General features: G+C 27.9%; 17 protein-coding genes and 1 CRISPR repeat array. Of the genes, 15 read left to right on the forward strand and 2 right to left on the reverse strand.

Annotated elements, in window-relative coordinates:
• Window positions 1-41: 41 nt before the first annotated feature.
• From spoIVB to DR024_RS18170, 4 genes are all read left to right on the forward strand, one after another.
• Complete coding sequence (gene spoIVB, locus DR024_RS15960; protein WP_111919152.1) at window positions 42-1,232, forward strand: SpoIVB peptidase; 1,191 nt, start codon at window positions 42-44, stop codon at window positions 1,230-1,232.
• Between the two features lie 447 nt (window positions 1,233-1,679).
• A complete protein-coding gene (spo0A, locus tag DR024_RS15965) occupies window positions 1,680-2,492 on the forward strand; it encodes a sporulation transcription factor Spo0A (protein WP_027097704.1) in 813 nt (270 codons plus the stop codon).
• 158 nt (window positions 2,493-2,650) lie between these two features.
• The gene (locus DR024_RS15970; protein ID WP_111919154.1) at window positions 2,651-3,655 is read left to right on the forward strand and encodes a tyrosine-type recombinase/integrase; all 1,005 of its coding nucleotides are present in this window, start codon (window positions 2,651-2,653) and stop codon (window positions 3,653-3,655) included.
• A 523-nt stretch (window positions 3,656-4,178) separates the two neighbouring features.
• The gene (locus tag DR024_RS18170; RefSeq protein ID WP_278335690.1) at window positions 4,179-4,304 is read left to right on the forward strand and encodes a hypothetical protein; all 126 of its coding nucleotides are present in this window, start codon (window positions 4,179-4,181) and stop codon (window positions 4,302-4,304) included.
• A gap of 175 nt (window positions 4,305-4,479) precedes the next feature.
• Window positions 4,480-4,771: a CRISPR direct-repeat array (repeat unit 31 nt; unit sequence AATTTAAATACAACCTTTGTTAATATTAAAC).
• A 220-nt stretch (window positions 4,772-4,991) separates the two neighbouring features.
• Here the strand turns inward: DR024_RS18170 and DR024_RS15975 are convergent.
• On the reverse strand, window positions 4,992-6,338 hold the full coding sequence (locus tag DR024_RS15975) for an RNA-guided endonuclease TnpB family protein (RefSeq protein WP_172458957.1): 1,347 nt from the start codon (window positions 6,336-6,338) through the stop codon (window positions 4,992-4,994).
• Between the two features lie 81 nt (window positions 6,339-6,419).
• On the reverse strand, window positions 6,420-6,635 hold the full coding sequence (locus tag DR024_RS15980; protein WP_111919158.1) for an LLM class flavin-dependent oxidoreductase: 216 nt from the start codon (window positions 6,633-6,635) through the stop codon (window positions 6,420-6,422).
• A 152-nt stretch (window positions 6,636-6,787) separates the two neighbouring features.
• On the opposite strand from DR024_RS15980, the gene DR024_RS15985 reads away from it, so the two are divergent.
• The 11 genes from DR024_RS15985 (at window position 6,788) to DR024_RS16025 (ending at window position 17,225) form a co-directional block, all read left to right on the forward strand.
• Window positions 6,788-7,129, forward strand: coding sequence for a hypothetical protein (locus tag DR024_RS15985; protein WP_111919160.1), 342 nt, complete (start codon window positions 6,788-6,790; stop codon window positions 7,127-7,129).
• 464 nt (window positions 7,130-7,593) lie between these two features.
• Window positions 7,594-8,313, forward strand: a complete 720-nt coding sequence (locus DR024_RS15990) for a hypothetical protein (RefSeq protein WP_111919162.1) — start codon at window positions 7,594-7,596, stop codon at window positions 8,311-8,313.
• The gene (locus tag DR024_RS15995; RefSeq protein WP_111919164.1) at window positions 8,313-9,164 is read left to right on the forward strand and encodes a type II toxin-antitoxin system HicA family toxin; all 852 of its coding nucleotides are present in this window, start codon (window positions 8,313-8,315) and stop codon (window positions 9,162-9,164) included. The genes DR024_RS15990 and DR024_RS15995 overlap by 1 nt, the downstream gene beginning before the upstream one ends.
• A complete protein-coding gene (locus DR024_RS16000; protein ID WP_111919166.1) occupies window positions 9,164-9,631 on the forward strand; it encodes a hypothetical protein in 468 nt (155 codons plus the stop codon). The genes DR024_RS15995 and DR024_RS16000 overlap by 1 nt, the downstream gene beginning before the upstream one ends.
• A gap of 18 nt (window positions 9,632-9,649) precedes the next feature.
• Entirely contained in the window at window positions 9,650-9,781 is a 132-nt protein-coding gene (locus tag DR024_RS18175; RefSeq protein ID WP_278335691.1) for a hypothetical protein, read from the forward strand.
• 46 nt (window positions 9,782-9,827) lie between these two features.
• The gene (locus DR024_RS16005; RefSeq protein ID WP_111919168.1) at window positions 9,828-12,869 is read left to right on the forward strand and encodes a hypothetical protein; all 3,042 of its coding nucleotides are present in this window, start codon (window positions 9,828-9,830) and stop codon (window positions 12,867-12,869) included.
• A gap of 102 nt (window positions 12,870-12,971) precedes the next feature.
• On the forward strand, window positions 12,972-13,139 hold the full coding sequence (locus tag DR024_RS17800; RefSeq protein ID WP_172458958.1) for a hypothetical protein: 168 nt from the start codon (window positions 12,972-12,974) through the stop codon (window positions 13,137-13,139).
• 27 nt (window positions 13,140-13,166) lie between these two features.
• The gene (locus DR024_RS16010) at window positions 13,167-14,897 is read left to right on the forward strand and encodes a DEAD/DEAH box helicase family protein (RefSeq protein ID WP_111919170.1); all 1,731 of its coding nucleotides are present in this window, start codon (window positions 13,167-13,169) and stop codon (window positions 14,895-14,897) included.
• A gap of 360 nt (window positions 14,898-15,257) precedes the next feature.
• Complete coding sequence (locus DR024_RS16015) at window positions 15,258-15,587, forward strand: hypothetical protein (protein ID WP_099327556.1); 330 nt, start codon at window positions 15,258-15,260, stop codon at window positions 15,585-15,587.
• 198 nt (window positions 15,588-15,785) lie between these two features.
• Window positions 15,786-16,022 (forward strand): hypothetical protein, encoded by a 237-nt coding sequence (locus DR024_RS16020; protein WP_111919172.1) that lies wholly within the window; start codon window positions 15,786-15,788, stop codon window positions 16,020-16,022.
• Window positions 16,023-16,892: 870 nt separating this feature from the next.
• Window positions 16,893-17,225, forward strand: a complete 333-nt coding sequence (locus DR024_RS16025; protein WP_111919174.1) for a hypothetical protein — start codon at window positions 16,893-16,895, stop codon at window positions 17,223-17,225.
• Window positions 17,226-17,254: the final 29 nt, after the last annotated feature.

The following is a 17,254-nucleotide window of genomic DNA, read 5'->3' on the forward strand; positions in this document are numbered from 1 at the left end:
ACTTAAAAACAGAAGCAAAGGAGGAGAAGGAGGAGAAGGACATGAATAGAAAACTATTAAAAATAGTAAGCGTAATAATTACTCCAATCTTGATTTTGGCTCTGTCCACATGCATTATGCTAAAAGATGTACCAGATCATCTTTATACAAGTAGTGAAGTGGAAGTAATGTCGGCACTTCCCAATGTGGGACCTTTTAATAAGGTAGAATATAAAGAAGAAAAGTTAAAGGTGAACTTACTTGGACTAATACCAATAAAACAGGTTTCAGTACATAAAGTGAAGAATATTGAAGTTATACCTGGTGGAAATTGTATTGGTGTAAGACTTTCATCACAAGGAGTCTTAGTAGTAGGGTTTTCTGAAATAGCAATAGCTAATGATAGAAAGATTAGCCCTGCTGGTGAAGCTGGCATAGAAGTAGGAGATGTAATTTTAAAAATTGATGGAGAGGCTATTGAAACATCGCATGACTTAATAAAAAAAGTAAGTTCAATTAATAAAGAAAAAATTAATATTGAACTATTAAGAGATGGTAAAAGTTTAAACAAAGAAGTAACTCTTGTTAAGGAAGGCAATAGTGGATATAAATTAGGTCTTTGGGTAAGGGATTCAACAGCAGGAGTTGGTACAATGACTTTCTATGATGAAAAGACAGGAAAGTTTGCTGCATTAGGTCATCCTGTAACTGATGGAGATACAAATAAACCTTTTACAATAAAGAAAGGTGATCTTCTACAATCATCAATAATAAGTGTAAGAAAAGGTGAAAAGGGTGCGCCTGGGGAACTTAAGGGTATTTTTGTGAATGATGATAAACCAATAGGGAGTATAGTGAAAAATACTCAATGTGGTATTTTTGGAGAGGGTAAAAAAGCAGAATGTAATCCCATGAGGTCATCACCTATGAAGGTGGCTTTCAGAGATGAAATAAAATTAGGAAAAGCTACTATAATAACAACCATAGATGAAGAAGGACCTAAGGAATATGAAATAGAAATAGTAAAATTGCTTCAACAAGATTCACCTGGTCCTAAAAGTATGTTAATAAGGGTTACTGATGAAGCCTTATTAAGTAAAACTGGAGGGATTGTTCAAGGTATGAGTGGAAGCCCAATAATACAAAATGGAAAATTGGTTGGAGCTGTTACTCATGTGTTAATTAATAAACCAGATGTTGGTTATGGAATTTATATTGATTGGATGCTTGAAGATGCAGGAATTTTGAAGTAAAATACTAAGGATATCTAAATTATTGGATATCCTTAATTTTTTGACGAAATACTGTTAATAGAGTGTAAATAGGAAGTAAAGAACAGAAATAATTACCAATAAATGTAAAAATATTTATTTATTTTAGATAAAAGTATTTACGAAGATGCAAATATGGTGTATAATTTACAAATAGTGGAAGATATAATTATAATATTTAAAAACAAAGAAGAATATTATATACTAAAGTAATATTAATAAACCGTATATACTAAGATTAAAAAATCTTATAATTTAGATGATACATTTTAAAGTTAAAAAGGAATTTTTTAAGTAATGTCGAATTTATATTATAATAATGCAATTATAAAGTCTTAGTGAAATCTTTCTTGGTGAAAGAAGGAATTGATAAATAAATGGCGAATTAATAATTACGTTGGTAAAAAATGGATAAAAGGGGAGAAAAGCATGGAAGATTCAAAAATATCAGTATTAATCGCTGACGATAACAAAGAATTCTGCAGCATACTTAATGATTATTTATTAAACCAAAAGGATATAGTGGTAACAGGAATAGCGAAAGATGGTAGGGAAGCATTGGAGTTAATTCAACAAAAGCAACCCGATTTAGTAGTTTTAGATATTATAATGCCACACCTTGATGGATTAGGAGTTCTAGAAAAATTAAATGGAATGGATTTAGATAAAATGCCAAGAGTAATCGTATTGTCTGCAGTTGGACAAGATAAAATTACTCAACAAGCAATAACTTTAGGTGCTGATTATTATGTGGTAAAACCATTTGACATGGATATATTTACAAAGAGAATAAGAGAGATGTTTAGCACACAAGATGTTGAAACTAAGAGAAGATCTGTTTCAACTCAAGTTGTTCAAAGAGAAGCTGCTGCAACTAGCAGAGGACCTATTGATCTTGAAACTGAAATTACAAGCATAATTCATGAAATTGGTGTGCCAGCACATATTAAAGGATATATGTATTTAAGAGAAGCAATCACTATGGTTGTTAACGATATGGAATTATTATCAGCTGTTACTAAGGAATTATACCCATCAATAGCTAAGAAGTATAATACAACTGCTTCAAGAGTTGAAAGAGCTATAAGACATGCTATCGAAGTAGCTTGGGGTAGAGGACAAGTTGATGCTATAAATAAGTTATTTGGTTACACTGTTCATAATGAAAAGGGAAAACCTACCAATTCGGAATTTATAGCAATTATAGCTGATAAATTAAGACTTAAAAATAAGGTATCTTAATAGCAGTAATAGACCCAAAGTTTGAAAAGCTTATGTCGATAAACTATATAAAACTAAACATAGATTTACGGTTTTATAACAATAAATATATTTAAATTATGTAATATTAAACCTTCAATTGGTTAGGTGTAAAAACTTAACTGATTGGAGGTTTTTTTGTGCCTAGGATAAAGAAAATTAAAGATATTCAAGTATATATCCAAGATTTTATTGATTATTGTGGAATTAAAGGATTATCTAAAAAGACAATTATGAGTTATTACCAAACTTTAACTTTATTCGCAAGATATTTAGAAGAAGAAAAAGATATTGGTGATATATCAAAAGTGGACAAAGAGGTTGTGGAAGACTACTTAGAGTTTACAAAGGAAAGAGGAAAATACTCTTACATAGCAAATGTAGAGAGTTTAAATTTGAATTACCAACAGAAAAGAAAAGATTTAGGTGAAGAACTAAGTGATGCGACTTTAAATAATTATTTGAGAAATATAAAGGTGTTTTTTAATTGGCTAGAAGAGAATTTAATTATTAGGAATAATACGGTTTCTAAAGTTAAATTTATAAAGTTAAAAAGAAAAGCTAAAGACCAAATATCTGATATAGAGTGGAAGAGATTAGTTAAGTCTATGGATTTAACTAAGTTTAACGAGTATAGAGACTATATAATTACAAATTTGATATTAGATACTGGCATGAGATTAACAGAAACTCTCAATTTAACAATTAACGATATAGATATAGTTAGGAGAAGCATATTAATACCTGCTGAAATAAACAAAGGGAAAAAAGATAGAGTTGTATTTTTTAGTATGACTATGTCTAAGATGCTATCAAGATGGATTAAATATAAGGATTTAATACAAGAAAATGATTTATTATTTCCAACTCAAAGAACTAATAGAGCATTAACAGCGTCAAATTTTGAGCGTAATTTTAGAATTTATAAAGCAAGAGCCCAAATAGATAAAAATATAACCCCCCATGCACTTCGTAATAACTTTGCAAGGCGGTTTCTGATAGCAAGTAAAGATATTTATACATTAAGTAAGATATTAGGACACAGTTCTGTTACTGTAACTGAAAAGGCGTATTTAGATTTAGCCAATGAAGATTTAAGAAGGTCTTACCAAAATTATAGCCCTTTAGAGAACATGAAAAAATAAACAAAAAAATAGTAGGTACGCCAATACCTACATTACAATTAAATATTGTTTTATAAATCTTTGTATATCCCACTAGGAGATACCATCTTAAACCGTAATTTAATGGTATCAAAAAAATATGGATTTTGCAAGGTTTTATTAACTATACTCTAAAATAGTGTAGTTTAGTTGTTAGGCACTAGAGCAACTATAAATAATTCTAGTAGATAGCCTAGTCGATGCATAAATTGAGGTCGGAATTAATACATAATTATTAGTTACGTTAAGTCCAATGCCTAAAGGACTTTAAATATTAAGGTGGAGGAATATACATTGTGCTACCTTACTAATGCTATGGGTGTATAGATAGTAGAAACAATTAGTAAGGCTATTGATGGGGTTCGATATACAGTAAACCAACGATAGTAAATAAGTCGATATTCTCGGCTTTACTATATCCAAAATTCTCAACCAGTTCCCAACGATTCTAACGCTTCGCTACTAGATTGCAAGTGTTTTATATAAATAATTTGGAGGTAAGATTATGCTAGATAGGATTTATAACTTAGTAAGCAAATTCTACTACAAAAAGATAAAAAGAAAGAAATGCTATAAGAAGAGATGCACAAAAGAAGAATATTACAATTACTATCTAAAGGCTAGGGATTAAGTTCTCTAGCCTTACTTTTTATATTTTTAGGACTAATAAGATATGCATTTAAATACAACTCTTGTTAATATTAAACAGATTTATCTATGGCCAATAAAGTTTTTACGGAGATTTAAATACAACTCTTGTTAATTTAAACACCTACAGCTCCACTTCTGCTAATCCCTGCTGTGCAAATTTAAATACAACCTTTGTTAATATTAAACAAGAAAGTTTGAATTTATGGGAAAAAGAATCACAATTTAAATACAACCTTTGTTAATATTAAACCTTTACTTGTCAAAAAGATGAGTATATGTCACAGCAATTTAAATACAACCTTTGTTAATATTAAACGTTGAAAAAGTCGAAGGGAAAGTTTTATCCACTAAATTTAAATACAACCTTTGGTAATATTAAACAATATTTGGTACTACTCAAGAAAGGGTTAATATGAGATTTAAATACAACCTTTGTTAATATTAAACCATTGTAAATAAGCTATTTGTATTTAAACTTATATTCATTCAAAGAGTTGTATCGGTGTAGAACTCTGACTTAAAGCCACTCCCCTACACAACCTTTACCAAGTGATTTAACACCTGAAGCATTATCGAGATATTCTTCTATAAACTTGCTAATATTCTTAGTTTTATGTTATAGATACTCGATTTAGGTTGGTAAATCAACCTTTATTGTAAGCTAGAATTAACTAGCCGGTTTATTTTCACTATGTAATATTTCGGTTTCTTCTATAATCTTATCTATATCAGGAATAGCAATATTTCTACTTGCATTTACGTCAGCATTTACATCTGTATCTTTACCATGCCCGCATACTTTGCACTCAAACCTAGCTTGATGATTCTTACAATCTCTATTATCTTCATGTATACAACCACAATTATTACATCTTTTACTTGTATACTTAGGATTAACTTTCTTAATTTCTATTCCTTGCTCTTTAGCTTTATATTCTATCTTTTGTTGTAAATCATAATAAGACCAATCTTTAAGCATTTTATTATGTACTTCACTTGTTGCACCACTTAAATCTTCCATTTGTATAATTCCGCATCTATTCTTAACTGCAAATTCAACTATATATTTACTAATCTTATGATTATAAGTATCAGCAAAATTAGCAATCCTATTTCTAACTTTGTCAACTGGTTTCATTTTAGTTTTATAACCATGTCCACATCTTCCTTTGCCTGCTGTCTTACTTGCTATGCTTATATCTCTACGTAAATTATAATACTTTTGTCTAAATGCTATTAATTCTTTTCCTCTTATTACATTTGTTTTCCAACTAAAATAATCATATTCATCTTTGATAGAATCATATACACTCATTGTTGCCACATTAGTTATACCTAAGTCAATTCCCAAGATTCTATTATTATCTAATACTGGAATTTCCTCTTTATCAAAACTATAGGATATAATTAGTTCAATTTTACCTTTCTTAGATATACTAATTTGTGCTGAACCTTGCTTATATTCTCCATTTATTATTTTATTAATTGTAGCCTTTTTATTACCATCTAGCTTATCTATTTGAAATTCAAATCTTCCTACATTCAGTTCTTTTTGTTTACCCTTATTAAGTAATCCTATATCTATAAAATATCCATTATGGTTTCTTAGCTTATATGCTACATTATGAACAATTACTTTAGAATCAAGTTTATACGTTGGCAACGAAACTTTACCTTTAAATAATCCATCTTTTTTACATTTGTTATATTTATTAATAATATCTTGCCTAGCTTGTGCTACATTATTAGATAAAGCACCTTCTATTATTTCATTCATTCTATTTTCAATCCATGCACCTTTAGATTTGCCTAATAATTCTTTATCTACTATTTTAGTATCATAAAGATTCTTTAAATTCATACTGTTTGTATCCCACAAATATAAGTAATTGGTTGCCATATTATAAGCCTTACTATACTTATATTGAAAATCCTTTATTATTTGTTTAACTTTTCTATAATCATAATTTAAACATTTTATTAATGTTACTTTTATACATTTATTAAAATTCATAATTCTCATTCCTTTTTAATACTAATATATTTCTATTTTTATTAATATTAAAAAAAATATACATTGAAAAAAGAACTAGGGTTAATCTAGTTCTTTTTCTATCCATTTAATTTCATATCCAATTATTTCTGCAATCTCTAAAACTTCATCATATCTAAGAGTCTCATTATTAATTTTCTTACTCAAATTTTGAACTGTTTGTTGTTTTTCGTGTCTTCTATTTAATTCCTCTACGATTTTGGTAACAGTCCATCCTTTCTTCACTATGTAAGATTTTATATCTTCTTTTAGTCCCATAAATATCACCTCATATTTATTATATCATATTAAGTTGAAGAAACAACTGAAAAATTTAAAAAAGCACTTGACAGTTTAAAAAGAAGGGGGTATTATTAAACTATAAAGTTGAAAAATAAGCTTGTAAGTTTAAAAATAGGAGGATGATTATTATGAAAAAAGAATTAAAGTTTAATAATGTTATGGATGTTTTAGAAGGTTACGTAGAAAGTGCAGAAAATGAATTCTGCAAATTCCTTACATTTATGGGGGATGTAGAAGCGTTTAATGGCAATATAGTTAATGTTAAAAAATATGGATTTGATGTAGGGATTAATATGACGATAGAGGATTTCTGCGAAAGCATAAAAAACTTAATTTTTTGTAATGCTGAATTTATAGATGTAAATGAAACGACATTAAAGGTTACATTTACGGATAATCATTATATTTATTCTAAATATCTTAAAATATTTGAAGATGTAGATTTTGGAGATTTAGAGGATGAACAATAACAGCACAATCAATGACAGTATAATCAATAATTCTGTTATAAATAAAAATGCAATGTAAAGAAATGTAACTTGCAGAGTTAACAGCATATAATGAACGTTATATATCACTAACAGCTATTTTAAAAGGTTTGTGAAAGTCAGATTGTGTCTAAATATCTTTTTTGACATTGTATTTGAAAGTGATATACAATTAAATTGCAAAAAGGTTGAAGGTAAATTTGACATTGTAAAAAAAAATAAATAATATTAGATTCAGAGGGAAATATTGGTGAGATTATAGATTAATTAGTAAGTAATATTGATACAAAACTATAACATAAAAATATCTTATATACAAAAAGCCCATGTTCTCATTTTATTATAAAAAAGTAAAATTTTCAAGTATAGATTGATAAGTAGCCCCTAAGGGGGCTAGGTATGAGTCTATATAAGGCTCAAAATAAAAAAACATGGAGGTATTAAGGATGAATAAAAAAATGAGAGAGAGCATGGTAAATGCAAATCAAGTAGTAAAGGAGGTGTGTGATAAGTATAATAGTCTAAATAATGGGTATGAGTATACACATCAGGTTTCGAGTGATGGCACTTATGTAATAGGCATTGTACATCCAAGAGAGTATGTAGAATTGTTTAAGGGAGAGTATGATGAGAAAACTAACTATGATAGCGTTTATCATGATTTCTATTTAAATGTGTGCTATGACAAAGGTGTAAAAAGAACTATTTTACCAATGGAGAATATTGTTGCAGATATCTTTGAGAGTATAGAAAAAAACGAACACTCTTACTACAACTTAATAGAGGGTAGAATATGGGGAAATAATGATTTAGATGTTGATCCTAATTCTCTAACAGGATTAAAAATATCTAAGGATAGAACATTTATTTCATTGTTTTTAGAAGATAGTACCGCAGTAATAAATCTTAAAAATGGACAAGTAAATTATTTTAGTAAATTAGATTTAAACCCAAACGAATATACTTATTTAACAATTCATGGATATGAAATTGAATCGGAAAAAGGCGAATTATTATTTAAGGAAAAAGGTCAAGAGCCTTGCATACTTGGAGATATAAAGAATATAGAGTCAATTGAATATGAGCCTAATGACGTACAGTTTATAGTTAATTTTAAGGATGAAAGTGATTCTTTGTACATAAATAGATACGGGGTGGAGATGTAATGGAGTGGATTAAAAAGTTTAATCAAGTAGATAGGGAATTTATAGATTATGCAACAGAAATTGTGATAGAAAATTGCTTGAAATATGAAGATGAATATATGGATTTATTTAACAGAATTGATATAACAATGGCTAGAATGGATGAAGTAGAAAAGGCAATTGAAATAAATGAGAAATACATGAAGGAATATGACAGTATTACAGATGAAATAAAAGGAATAAATGATACTTTTTCAGATTTACTTACTAGAAATTGTGAAGATATTAAGGGGATTAAAAAGCAGTTGAAAATGAATCAGCACGGAAGACTTAAAGAATGTATCGATGTTTTTAAAAGCGATATGATAGGGGCAAATAGAAAGTTTGGCTTGTATAATGCAAAAATGATGTCTAATAGACAAGCTCTTTATATGGGGAGGACGGATAATATTGTATATAGTGGAGGTCAGATATATGCTCTAATATTACTAAATCTAAAAGAGGAATTTAATTCAAAAGTAAACGAGTATAAAACTAAAACTAAAAGATTTATAGGGAAAGAGATAATTAGATTAGAGAAAAGTATAGAGAATAGTAATAAAAAAGAAATAAAAAAGGAAGACAAAAGACAACCACAAAAGATATTTGATTACAGAACAATGTGTAAATTTGCTAATGAATTAGGATATGAAGATATTAGACAGAATGGATCTCATGTAGCGTTTAGACATAAGACAAGTAATAATGTAGTACCTATACCCCAACATACAAGAGATTTTAATAAAGGTTTAATGTATGGACTACAAAAACAATTATATAACAATAGCAAAAATACAAAATTAACAATAATTAATGAGGAGATGTTTAGGTAGTGGAAAATGTAAAGGCAATTGTAAAAGAAGAATTAGAAAGAATGGGGTTTAAGGTAGAAGAAGTTGAGTTTGATGTTGTTACAGGAAGAAATCCAAGGACTAAGGAAGAAATTGTTTTTAATATTATGAGATGGAAAACTGAAGGAGATAGAAGTAGAAGGGTAGGAATAGGATCTAAAGATATAGATGAAATTTTAAAAGATGTAAAAGCAGAATATGAATTTGGAGAATTAGAAAATTATGAACTAGAAGATGAAATTACTTCCTTGGATGATTCTATTAAAGAACTTTTAGAAGATAGCAGCGGTGAATTTGATGAAGAGTTTAAAAAAGATTACGTTGAAGAAAGGGAACATTTACTTAATAAAAATATTAGAAGTGTTTGGGCAAATGGAATAGATAGTATGTTTGTTGGTGAAATATTTATAGATGAAAACAACAAGATAGTGGATAGAATTAGCTATTAGTATAGGAGAAAGATAAGAATGAATGAGAAAAATAAAAAATTATTTGAAAAAATTTTTAGAGCATTAGAAGAGAACGAAAACAATATACTGGAGAAAAACGAGACAGACTACATAGAAGATAAATTTGAGGAAGATGACGTACCATTTTAAAAATAGGATAGTAGAACTGAAAATGTTAGGTAGGAAGGGTGTTAGAATGAAGAGTAAAATGTTAAAGATTGATTATGTTAAAAATGGAGAGTTTACAAAAGAGGTTTCATTACCTGAGAATTTTATGCTAAGAGCATACGAGGTTTATAAGAAAGAACAGTTTAAAAATAGTAAAAGATTAGATGAAATAATAAAAGTTATATTAGATGCAGATAAGGAAATTGCTTTAGATCAATTAATAAATGGAATTACATATAAGGATAATATATATGTTCCGTTAGTTACATCTCCTAGTATGCAAAAGAAAGAAGAAAAAAGTGATAATGGTAATTATAAATTAGAGTATTACTTTATAAAAAAAGATGAGGAAGAATTTAGAACAGTATTTGAAAAATTGGTAAGTGGCAACAAATTAGCACAAAAAGAAGGTAAAGATACATTCTGCTTGGTAAAAGATATTGTTGCCCGTATAGGTTTAACAACATCTAGTGCTTACAAAATTAACTATGCTCCCAACATAGTAATTGTACCAGAAGCCACTTACTTAAAAAAAGATCGTTACACTATTCTAACAGAAAATAAAGAATATAAGCAAGAAAAATTAGAAAGAAAGTTCATATTAAATGATGGTGGAGGACTAATGTCTGATAATATGGCAAACATTATCGCAGAGGATTTAAAGTTGGGGTATACCCCCGACTTTGCTATAATTCGCCGTTATAAAGGACTAGCTATAAAAGGATTCGCATTAAGATTCCCATTTGCAGATTACTTTAAGAAAAATTATAAGGAAGATAACAATAGTTTTAAAAAAGAAAACGGAAATTACTATATTAAAGATATATTTGGAGAATGGAATAATGTAGATGAGATTGATTTATTACTAAACGAAAGTCAAGCGAAATGGATAGGCAATTGGAATTCCATGAAAGAACTGAATAAGGAATATGAAGATGAATTCTATAAGGATTATAGAGATATATTAGATTGCTTGTATGTTACAAAAGTATCTAAAAATATAAAAGATTTAAAGAATTTTTTGAAAGTAAACTATCAACTTTTACAAAATACAAATTTAACTGTAGAAGAGTTAATAGAAATGGCTCAAAAGACTATAGATTACTATAATAGATTGTTGGACTTTAATGATATAGATGCTGTTAGGTTATTTATTGGAGACTTAGCAGAAGAAGTGGACGAAAATAGTGAAGATTATGAATACACAATCAGTACAAAATTACACTTTTTATTAGCTAATTTACAAGAAGATGCCTTGAAAATGAGAAGAATTAAAAGGCAGATAGCTAGATTAATAAAAGAACAATTAAAGCTACTTGCAGGTGGAAAGATGTGTCTAGAAGGTGGATATAAGTATGGTGCTTTAGATCCTATAACTTATTGTAACTATCTTTTAACAGGTGATAGAGGGGATAATGGACTAAAGGAAAACGAATATTATATTGCAGGAGAAGAAGGCAAGAGAGTTATGTACCGTAATCCAATAGCATTATTCCAAGAGTTGCAAAAAGTTGAACTAGTTAAAAATGATACATTAGATAAGTGGTTAAAGGATTATACCCCTGAAATAGTGTTTTTTAATGGATTTGATAATAGGCTATTTCTAATGTCTACAGCAGATTTAGACGGAGATGGATTCGGAGTTGTTAAAAACGATATTTTATATGATTCTATTGTTGAAATAGACAGCCCTTTTATTAATAAAGCAGATGGAGAGAAAGTACCACACTTGTTTACTAGAAAGCAATTATATGAAGATATATTAGCTTCTAGTGGTAACTTAATAGGAGAAATTGCTATAAGCAACGCTAAACTTAATGCTGTATGTACTTCACTAGATAATTGGGTTTTTAAAGAAAAGAAAGCTTATACATGGAATATGTTGGTTGAAAGGTATTGTAAAAATAATGGAATTAATTTATCTGAATTTGAAAAAGAAGAATTAAAAATAAAAAGAGCTGAAATAAAAGCTAATATTAATAAAATGCTAAGCAATAAAGAAAAGTGGAAACAAGTTAAAGAATTTAGTAAAGATAAACAGAAAGAGTTTATAACTCAGCTATTTTTAGCTAACAAAGAAAAATATTTTAGTATATTACTAGCAAGCCAGCTCGCTATAGATATGCCAAAGAGTTTAAAGCCAATTCCTGAATACTTACAAGACGAATTAAAGACTTATAAAATGCTAATGAAACCTGTATTCATGCACCTTTTAGCTAAATGTAGTTGCAAGGGAAAAGGAAAAATAGATGATTGTAAAGATATTCTGCATTGGGGTAAAGAGGGCAATGTAAAAAAGAACAGTAACATGATGGATGGATATTGCTTCTACATAAATAGAAAACTTTTAAGTAAAACATATGATGCTATATCAGGAAATGAAAATGCTTCTAAGTTAGTAAAGGCGATGGATTATAAGGCTGAAGATGGAATAGTTAATGAAGAATTAATAAAAATCTATGAAGATTACAAGAGTATTAGAAACTCTCTATTAAATACTAAAGCAGAAAATGAGGAGCTTGATACTGTAGATTATACAATCATAAAAAGAGTTGATGAACTTAATATATCTGATAATGATGTAGTGGCAACTATTAAGCAGCTTAAACCAACTGTTAGATTTATTGAAGTGTTTTTGTGGAGAACAGTACAAAATAAAATATTAGAAAGAAATAAATCTAATGAGCCTATTGTGGAAAATATATATCAATACAAAAAATGTGATGATGGAGAAATAGATTGGATGTTTTCAAAGTATACAAAAGAAAAATTATTCTCAAATGTACGCATTAAAGATATGTTTTCAGAAACAAAATTTAATCTATCTAAAAAAGTTGATAAGGCAAATACTATTAAATTTACAAATAGAAATGACTTAGAGATAACAGATGAATTATTAATAAAAGTGGAGAAGAATAAAGAATACATTAATTATAATGTTTATAGAAGTGCAGATGGTTTAAAGGTTGGTTATATCTTTAAAGATCATACTGATAAAGTGGTAGATGGACAAGTTATAAAAGTTAAAGAAGTCAATAAAAGCAAGAATTATTTAGAAGTTAGTTTCTAGTAGTGGTTTTGGAGGGATAACTCCCTCCTTACCTTGAATTATTGGAACAGGTTTATTAATAAGAACTTGTTCCAAATTTATGAATGAAAGGATTGATTAGAAATGAATAGAATGATTTTTAATTGGCAACAAGCTTATTTTTATATGGAGAATGGAGTTATGCCAAAAGAAAGGCCACAAATACATAAGAAAACTGGAAAGATATTTTTTGTATTTAATGATACAGAAACGCAACAGTTATATGATAAGTGGTGTACAAGGGTTAGATAAAATTGAATTGAAAGGATTGATGAATTTATGGGTAAAAAGTTAAGATTAAATGAAGCCTTTAAGGAATATGAAAAGAAATTTAAATATAATAGATTAAATATTGTTAATGCTCCACCTTGTTGTGGTAAAACTAGCTTTATCTTAGGTGATTTTTTAGATAAAACTAGTAAATATATAGAGAATCCTATTGAAAGAGATAAACTATCATATGATTTACGATTAAGTAAGATATTATACGTGTGTGATACAACTATGCTAAAAGATTCTGTGTTAAGTGAGAATGATAAAATAACAGCTAGGTTTAGCAAAGGCTCTATTATAGATTCAAAGAAATTTAATGATTTATCTAAGATTTTAAATGCAGAGGATAATGGAGAGATTAAAGTAATGACATATTCCTCTCTTGGCTATTACATTAAAAAAGATAAAAGTATTATTACAGATAATTTTAATATAATAATTTGTGATGAGATTCAAAATCTTTTTAAATATTGTAAAAAACATAATAGATATAAAGATGAAGATGGAAATGAAGTATTTTCTAATGATGGTGAATATGTAAATTTAATTGATGAACTTGACTTTATAACTAAAAGATCACTAGTAATAGGATTAACTGGAACTCCAAAGCCAATAAATGACTTTATGCAACAGTATGGGAAATATGCTGATATATATATGATTTTCTCTAGTAAAGAGCGAAAAAATTTATATACTCATAATTTTGAACCAGATTATACTAATAATACATTTAATATAATAAAGACATTAAATTACTCAAAAATGAAAAAGTTAGGATTTAAAATGTATATTTACACCAAAACAATTAGAAAATCTAAAGAATATAAACAATGGTTTACCAATAACAATATCAAGGCTGAATGGCTGTGTAGTGTAAACAATGGAAAATATAATATTACTGTAGATGAATGGGGAGAAGTAGTTAAAGAGTTTATTCCTACCATGAATGATAGACAATTAGAATTAAGAAAATTATTAACTAAAAAATACAAAGAGGATGAAGAACAGAACATTGATGTTGATGTACTTATAGTTAACGGGGCGTATGAAACAGGATGGAATTTAAAAGATAAGGCGTTTAAAATATGCTTAATAGATGTATCTGATAAAGATGAGCAGTATCAAGCTAGGCATAGAATTAGACAAGATATAGATTATTTATGTTGTTTAGAAACACTTTTTGATGGTGACGGATATATTTATGAAAAAGCTAAATATGGAGAATTAGTAAGAAAAGAAACATATATAGGAAACTCAACTTATAGGAGTGAACGAATATATTTGCCTTGGATGAAAATAATAGATGAGAAATATATAGGTGTTAAGTTAACTAAAGCATTAAAAGATGAAATTATATTTCAATACGGAATTAAAGGATTTACGGATAAGAAGGTTATTTGGAAAACTGTTAAACGAGATTTAATTAATAGTGGTTACATAGTAAAAAGTGATAATAATTCTACTTATATATTTAGAAAAAATGAAGAGTTAAAAAAAGATAGTGTAAAAGAGGTGAGGAGCATGAATAATATAGAGAATTTAAAGAGTTGGATTTTAAATGAATGGGATAAAAAAAGAATTACTGTATCTGATATAATGGATGCTACGGATTTTGGAAGGAAAAGTTTTGACAAGATATTGGAAAATGATGAGTTCAATATGTTTTTAAAAGATAATAGAATTAAAATAGGAACTGTTAAAGGTTTAAGAAAGACTAAATATATGTTTAAATATTAGTACCTTTGAAAAACGATCTAAGCTAGTGATATCAGTGGTTTGAGATGTATTTTTATGTTTCTATTTGTACCGTTTTTAGGGGAAAAGTGGATTTACTATATTACTAATATAAGAAAGTTAAAAAATCCCTTAATTTGGGACAAATAGAATTGAAAAAAAGTGGTTATAAGCTAGTAATACCAATGGCTTGCAGACTTTTAAAGGGTCTAAAGATAAAACAAAGAAAAAATTACAATCTAAATAGATAAATAATGAAAGGCTTTAGTGGAGGTTTACCGACACTTGCCTTTTTTTGTTTGTCTATTTAAACAACCGAATTTATGAGGGCGTTAGTACCTCGTAGAGAAAGGAGTAGTAAGTATGGAAGATTTAAAAGAGTTTAAAGAAAAGTTAATGAAGGTTAAAGGTGACATAAGCAACATCGCATTTGTAGTAAATGGAATGTTAGAAGAAATAGAAAAAATAGAAAGTGGAGAAGTAGATAAAACTTTAGATGCATCTAGGAAAATAATAGAGAATTATATAGATAAGAATGGCAATGTATTAGATAAGAAACACCAAATTGATTTATTTAATAAACTTAGAGCTATAAATAGAGGTAAAATTAGCCTTATTAATTTACTTAAGAAGTTAGATATTAACTATAGCTACCAAGGAGATGGAGACTGGAAGGATATAGTGGTTGGTTAATTGTCTTTAGTTTAAAGGACTCGTAGTTAAAGTAAGAGTGGTTATTAGGATAAAGGACTCTAACTATTAGTTATAATGGTTCACCTAAATGGGGGAATTAATAAATGTGAATAAAATTTTAATATTATGAAGGAATTGGAAAACTTTTGTGGAATATTTAAGTAACTGAGGGAAGTGGTGAAGGTAAGTTAATATTAAATGAAGGGAGTAAAGGGTATGGATAGAATGAATTATGTGAAAAAGTTTATTAAAGAAAATAATAATGGAATAGACCAAAAAATTATTGCAATGTATATTTGTGGTGATTTAAGGTCATACGCAGAAGATAAACGTTGTGTTGAGAAATTAGAGAAAGAAGGATATTTGAAGGTAAATAGTTGCACTATTGATAATATTGGTGTTTCAATAGATGCTATTTATTTGAAAGAATTATAATAAATATAGTGTGGAAATTATTGCTTAATTAAAAACTAAACTTGATTTTATATAAGGATTATCTATTTGGATAGTTCTTTTTATTGCAATAAAATTCAGTTTTTAAAAAGATATAACTAGAACCAATCTCTAGCAAGTCACTAAACCGTTCCTTGCTAGAGTTTGTGGAAAGAAAAAATCTTTTCATTTAATCACCTATTACAAAGGATAAAAATAGATGTTTAATCTGCTTGATTGGATCAATATTCTAATCTCATTCAAAAAGTTCTAAGTTACTTGCTGGTAGCCAATCCAGCCACCTCCTTGCACATTTGCTTAACTTAGTAAGGGCAGTCCATATACAGGTATAAGATAGGTAATTTCCTTTCTGTGGTTAAAACGCCATCGCTCTATTTATTATTTTGGTTTCCCGATTTACCCTAAAGTGCTGAAAAATCGGATTTAAAGAATATTTATAAGATTACATTTAATGGTGTATTGTTATAAGTATTTTATTTTTATATTAGTTTTGTCTTGTGCAACCTTAATATAAACTTATTTTAATATAGTAGTTGCATCTATAAGCGAATAAGTAGAGTTAAGAAGATGAAATTAATGTATTAGTATAATACTTGTTATGAATTTATTAAAATCAATATATTTATTAATTACTTTTTAATTTAATTTTAATTTAATTTCTAAAATATGATTTTTAATAACTTTTTTTGCATAATAAAAAGACTAGAACAAAACTAGTCTAAATTTTTATGATGGGAGGGGGGGTATCCTCCCAACTATTTTTTTTAAAAGCACGATATGAGCTTTCTAATTAGAAGGTTGATGTGGTGCTTTTTTTGTACCTAGAATTTTAATTAAGAGGAGTGTTGAAAGATGGAAGAATCGAGAAAATTTAGAGTTACAAGTGTTAATACTGCTACTTATATTGCTTTGCAAAGTAGTATATTGCCTAGTGTAGAAAAATGCGAAGATGGAAAGGTAGAATTTGTATTTCCTTATAATGTTGCAATAGTTGCAATAAACAGAGAGTACAGAAAGGCTATGAGGGGAGAAGCGTCTCAAATGGTTGACTTAAGAGATTTTATATACCTTAGAAATAATTTAGTAAGCAATAAAAGAGATATTTTAAATGAGGACACACATAAATTTGTTTATGAGGAAAATGAAGATATATTTTCTCATTATCACAAGGTAGGTGAAAGATAATGAGAATAGTTTTAAAAACTTATAATAGA

Source organism: Clostridium paraputrificum (assembly GCF_900447045.1).
In the GTDB taxonomy this organism is placed as follows: domain Bacteria; phylum Bacillota; class Clostridia; order Clostridiales; family Clostridiaceae; genus Clostridium; species Clostridium paraputrificum.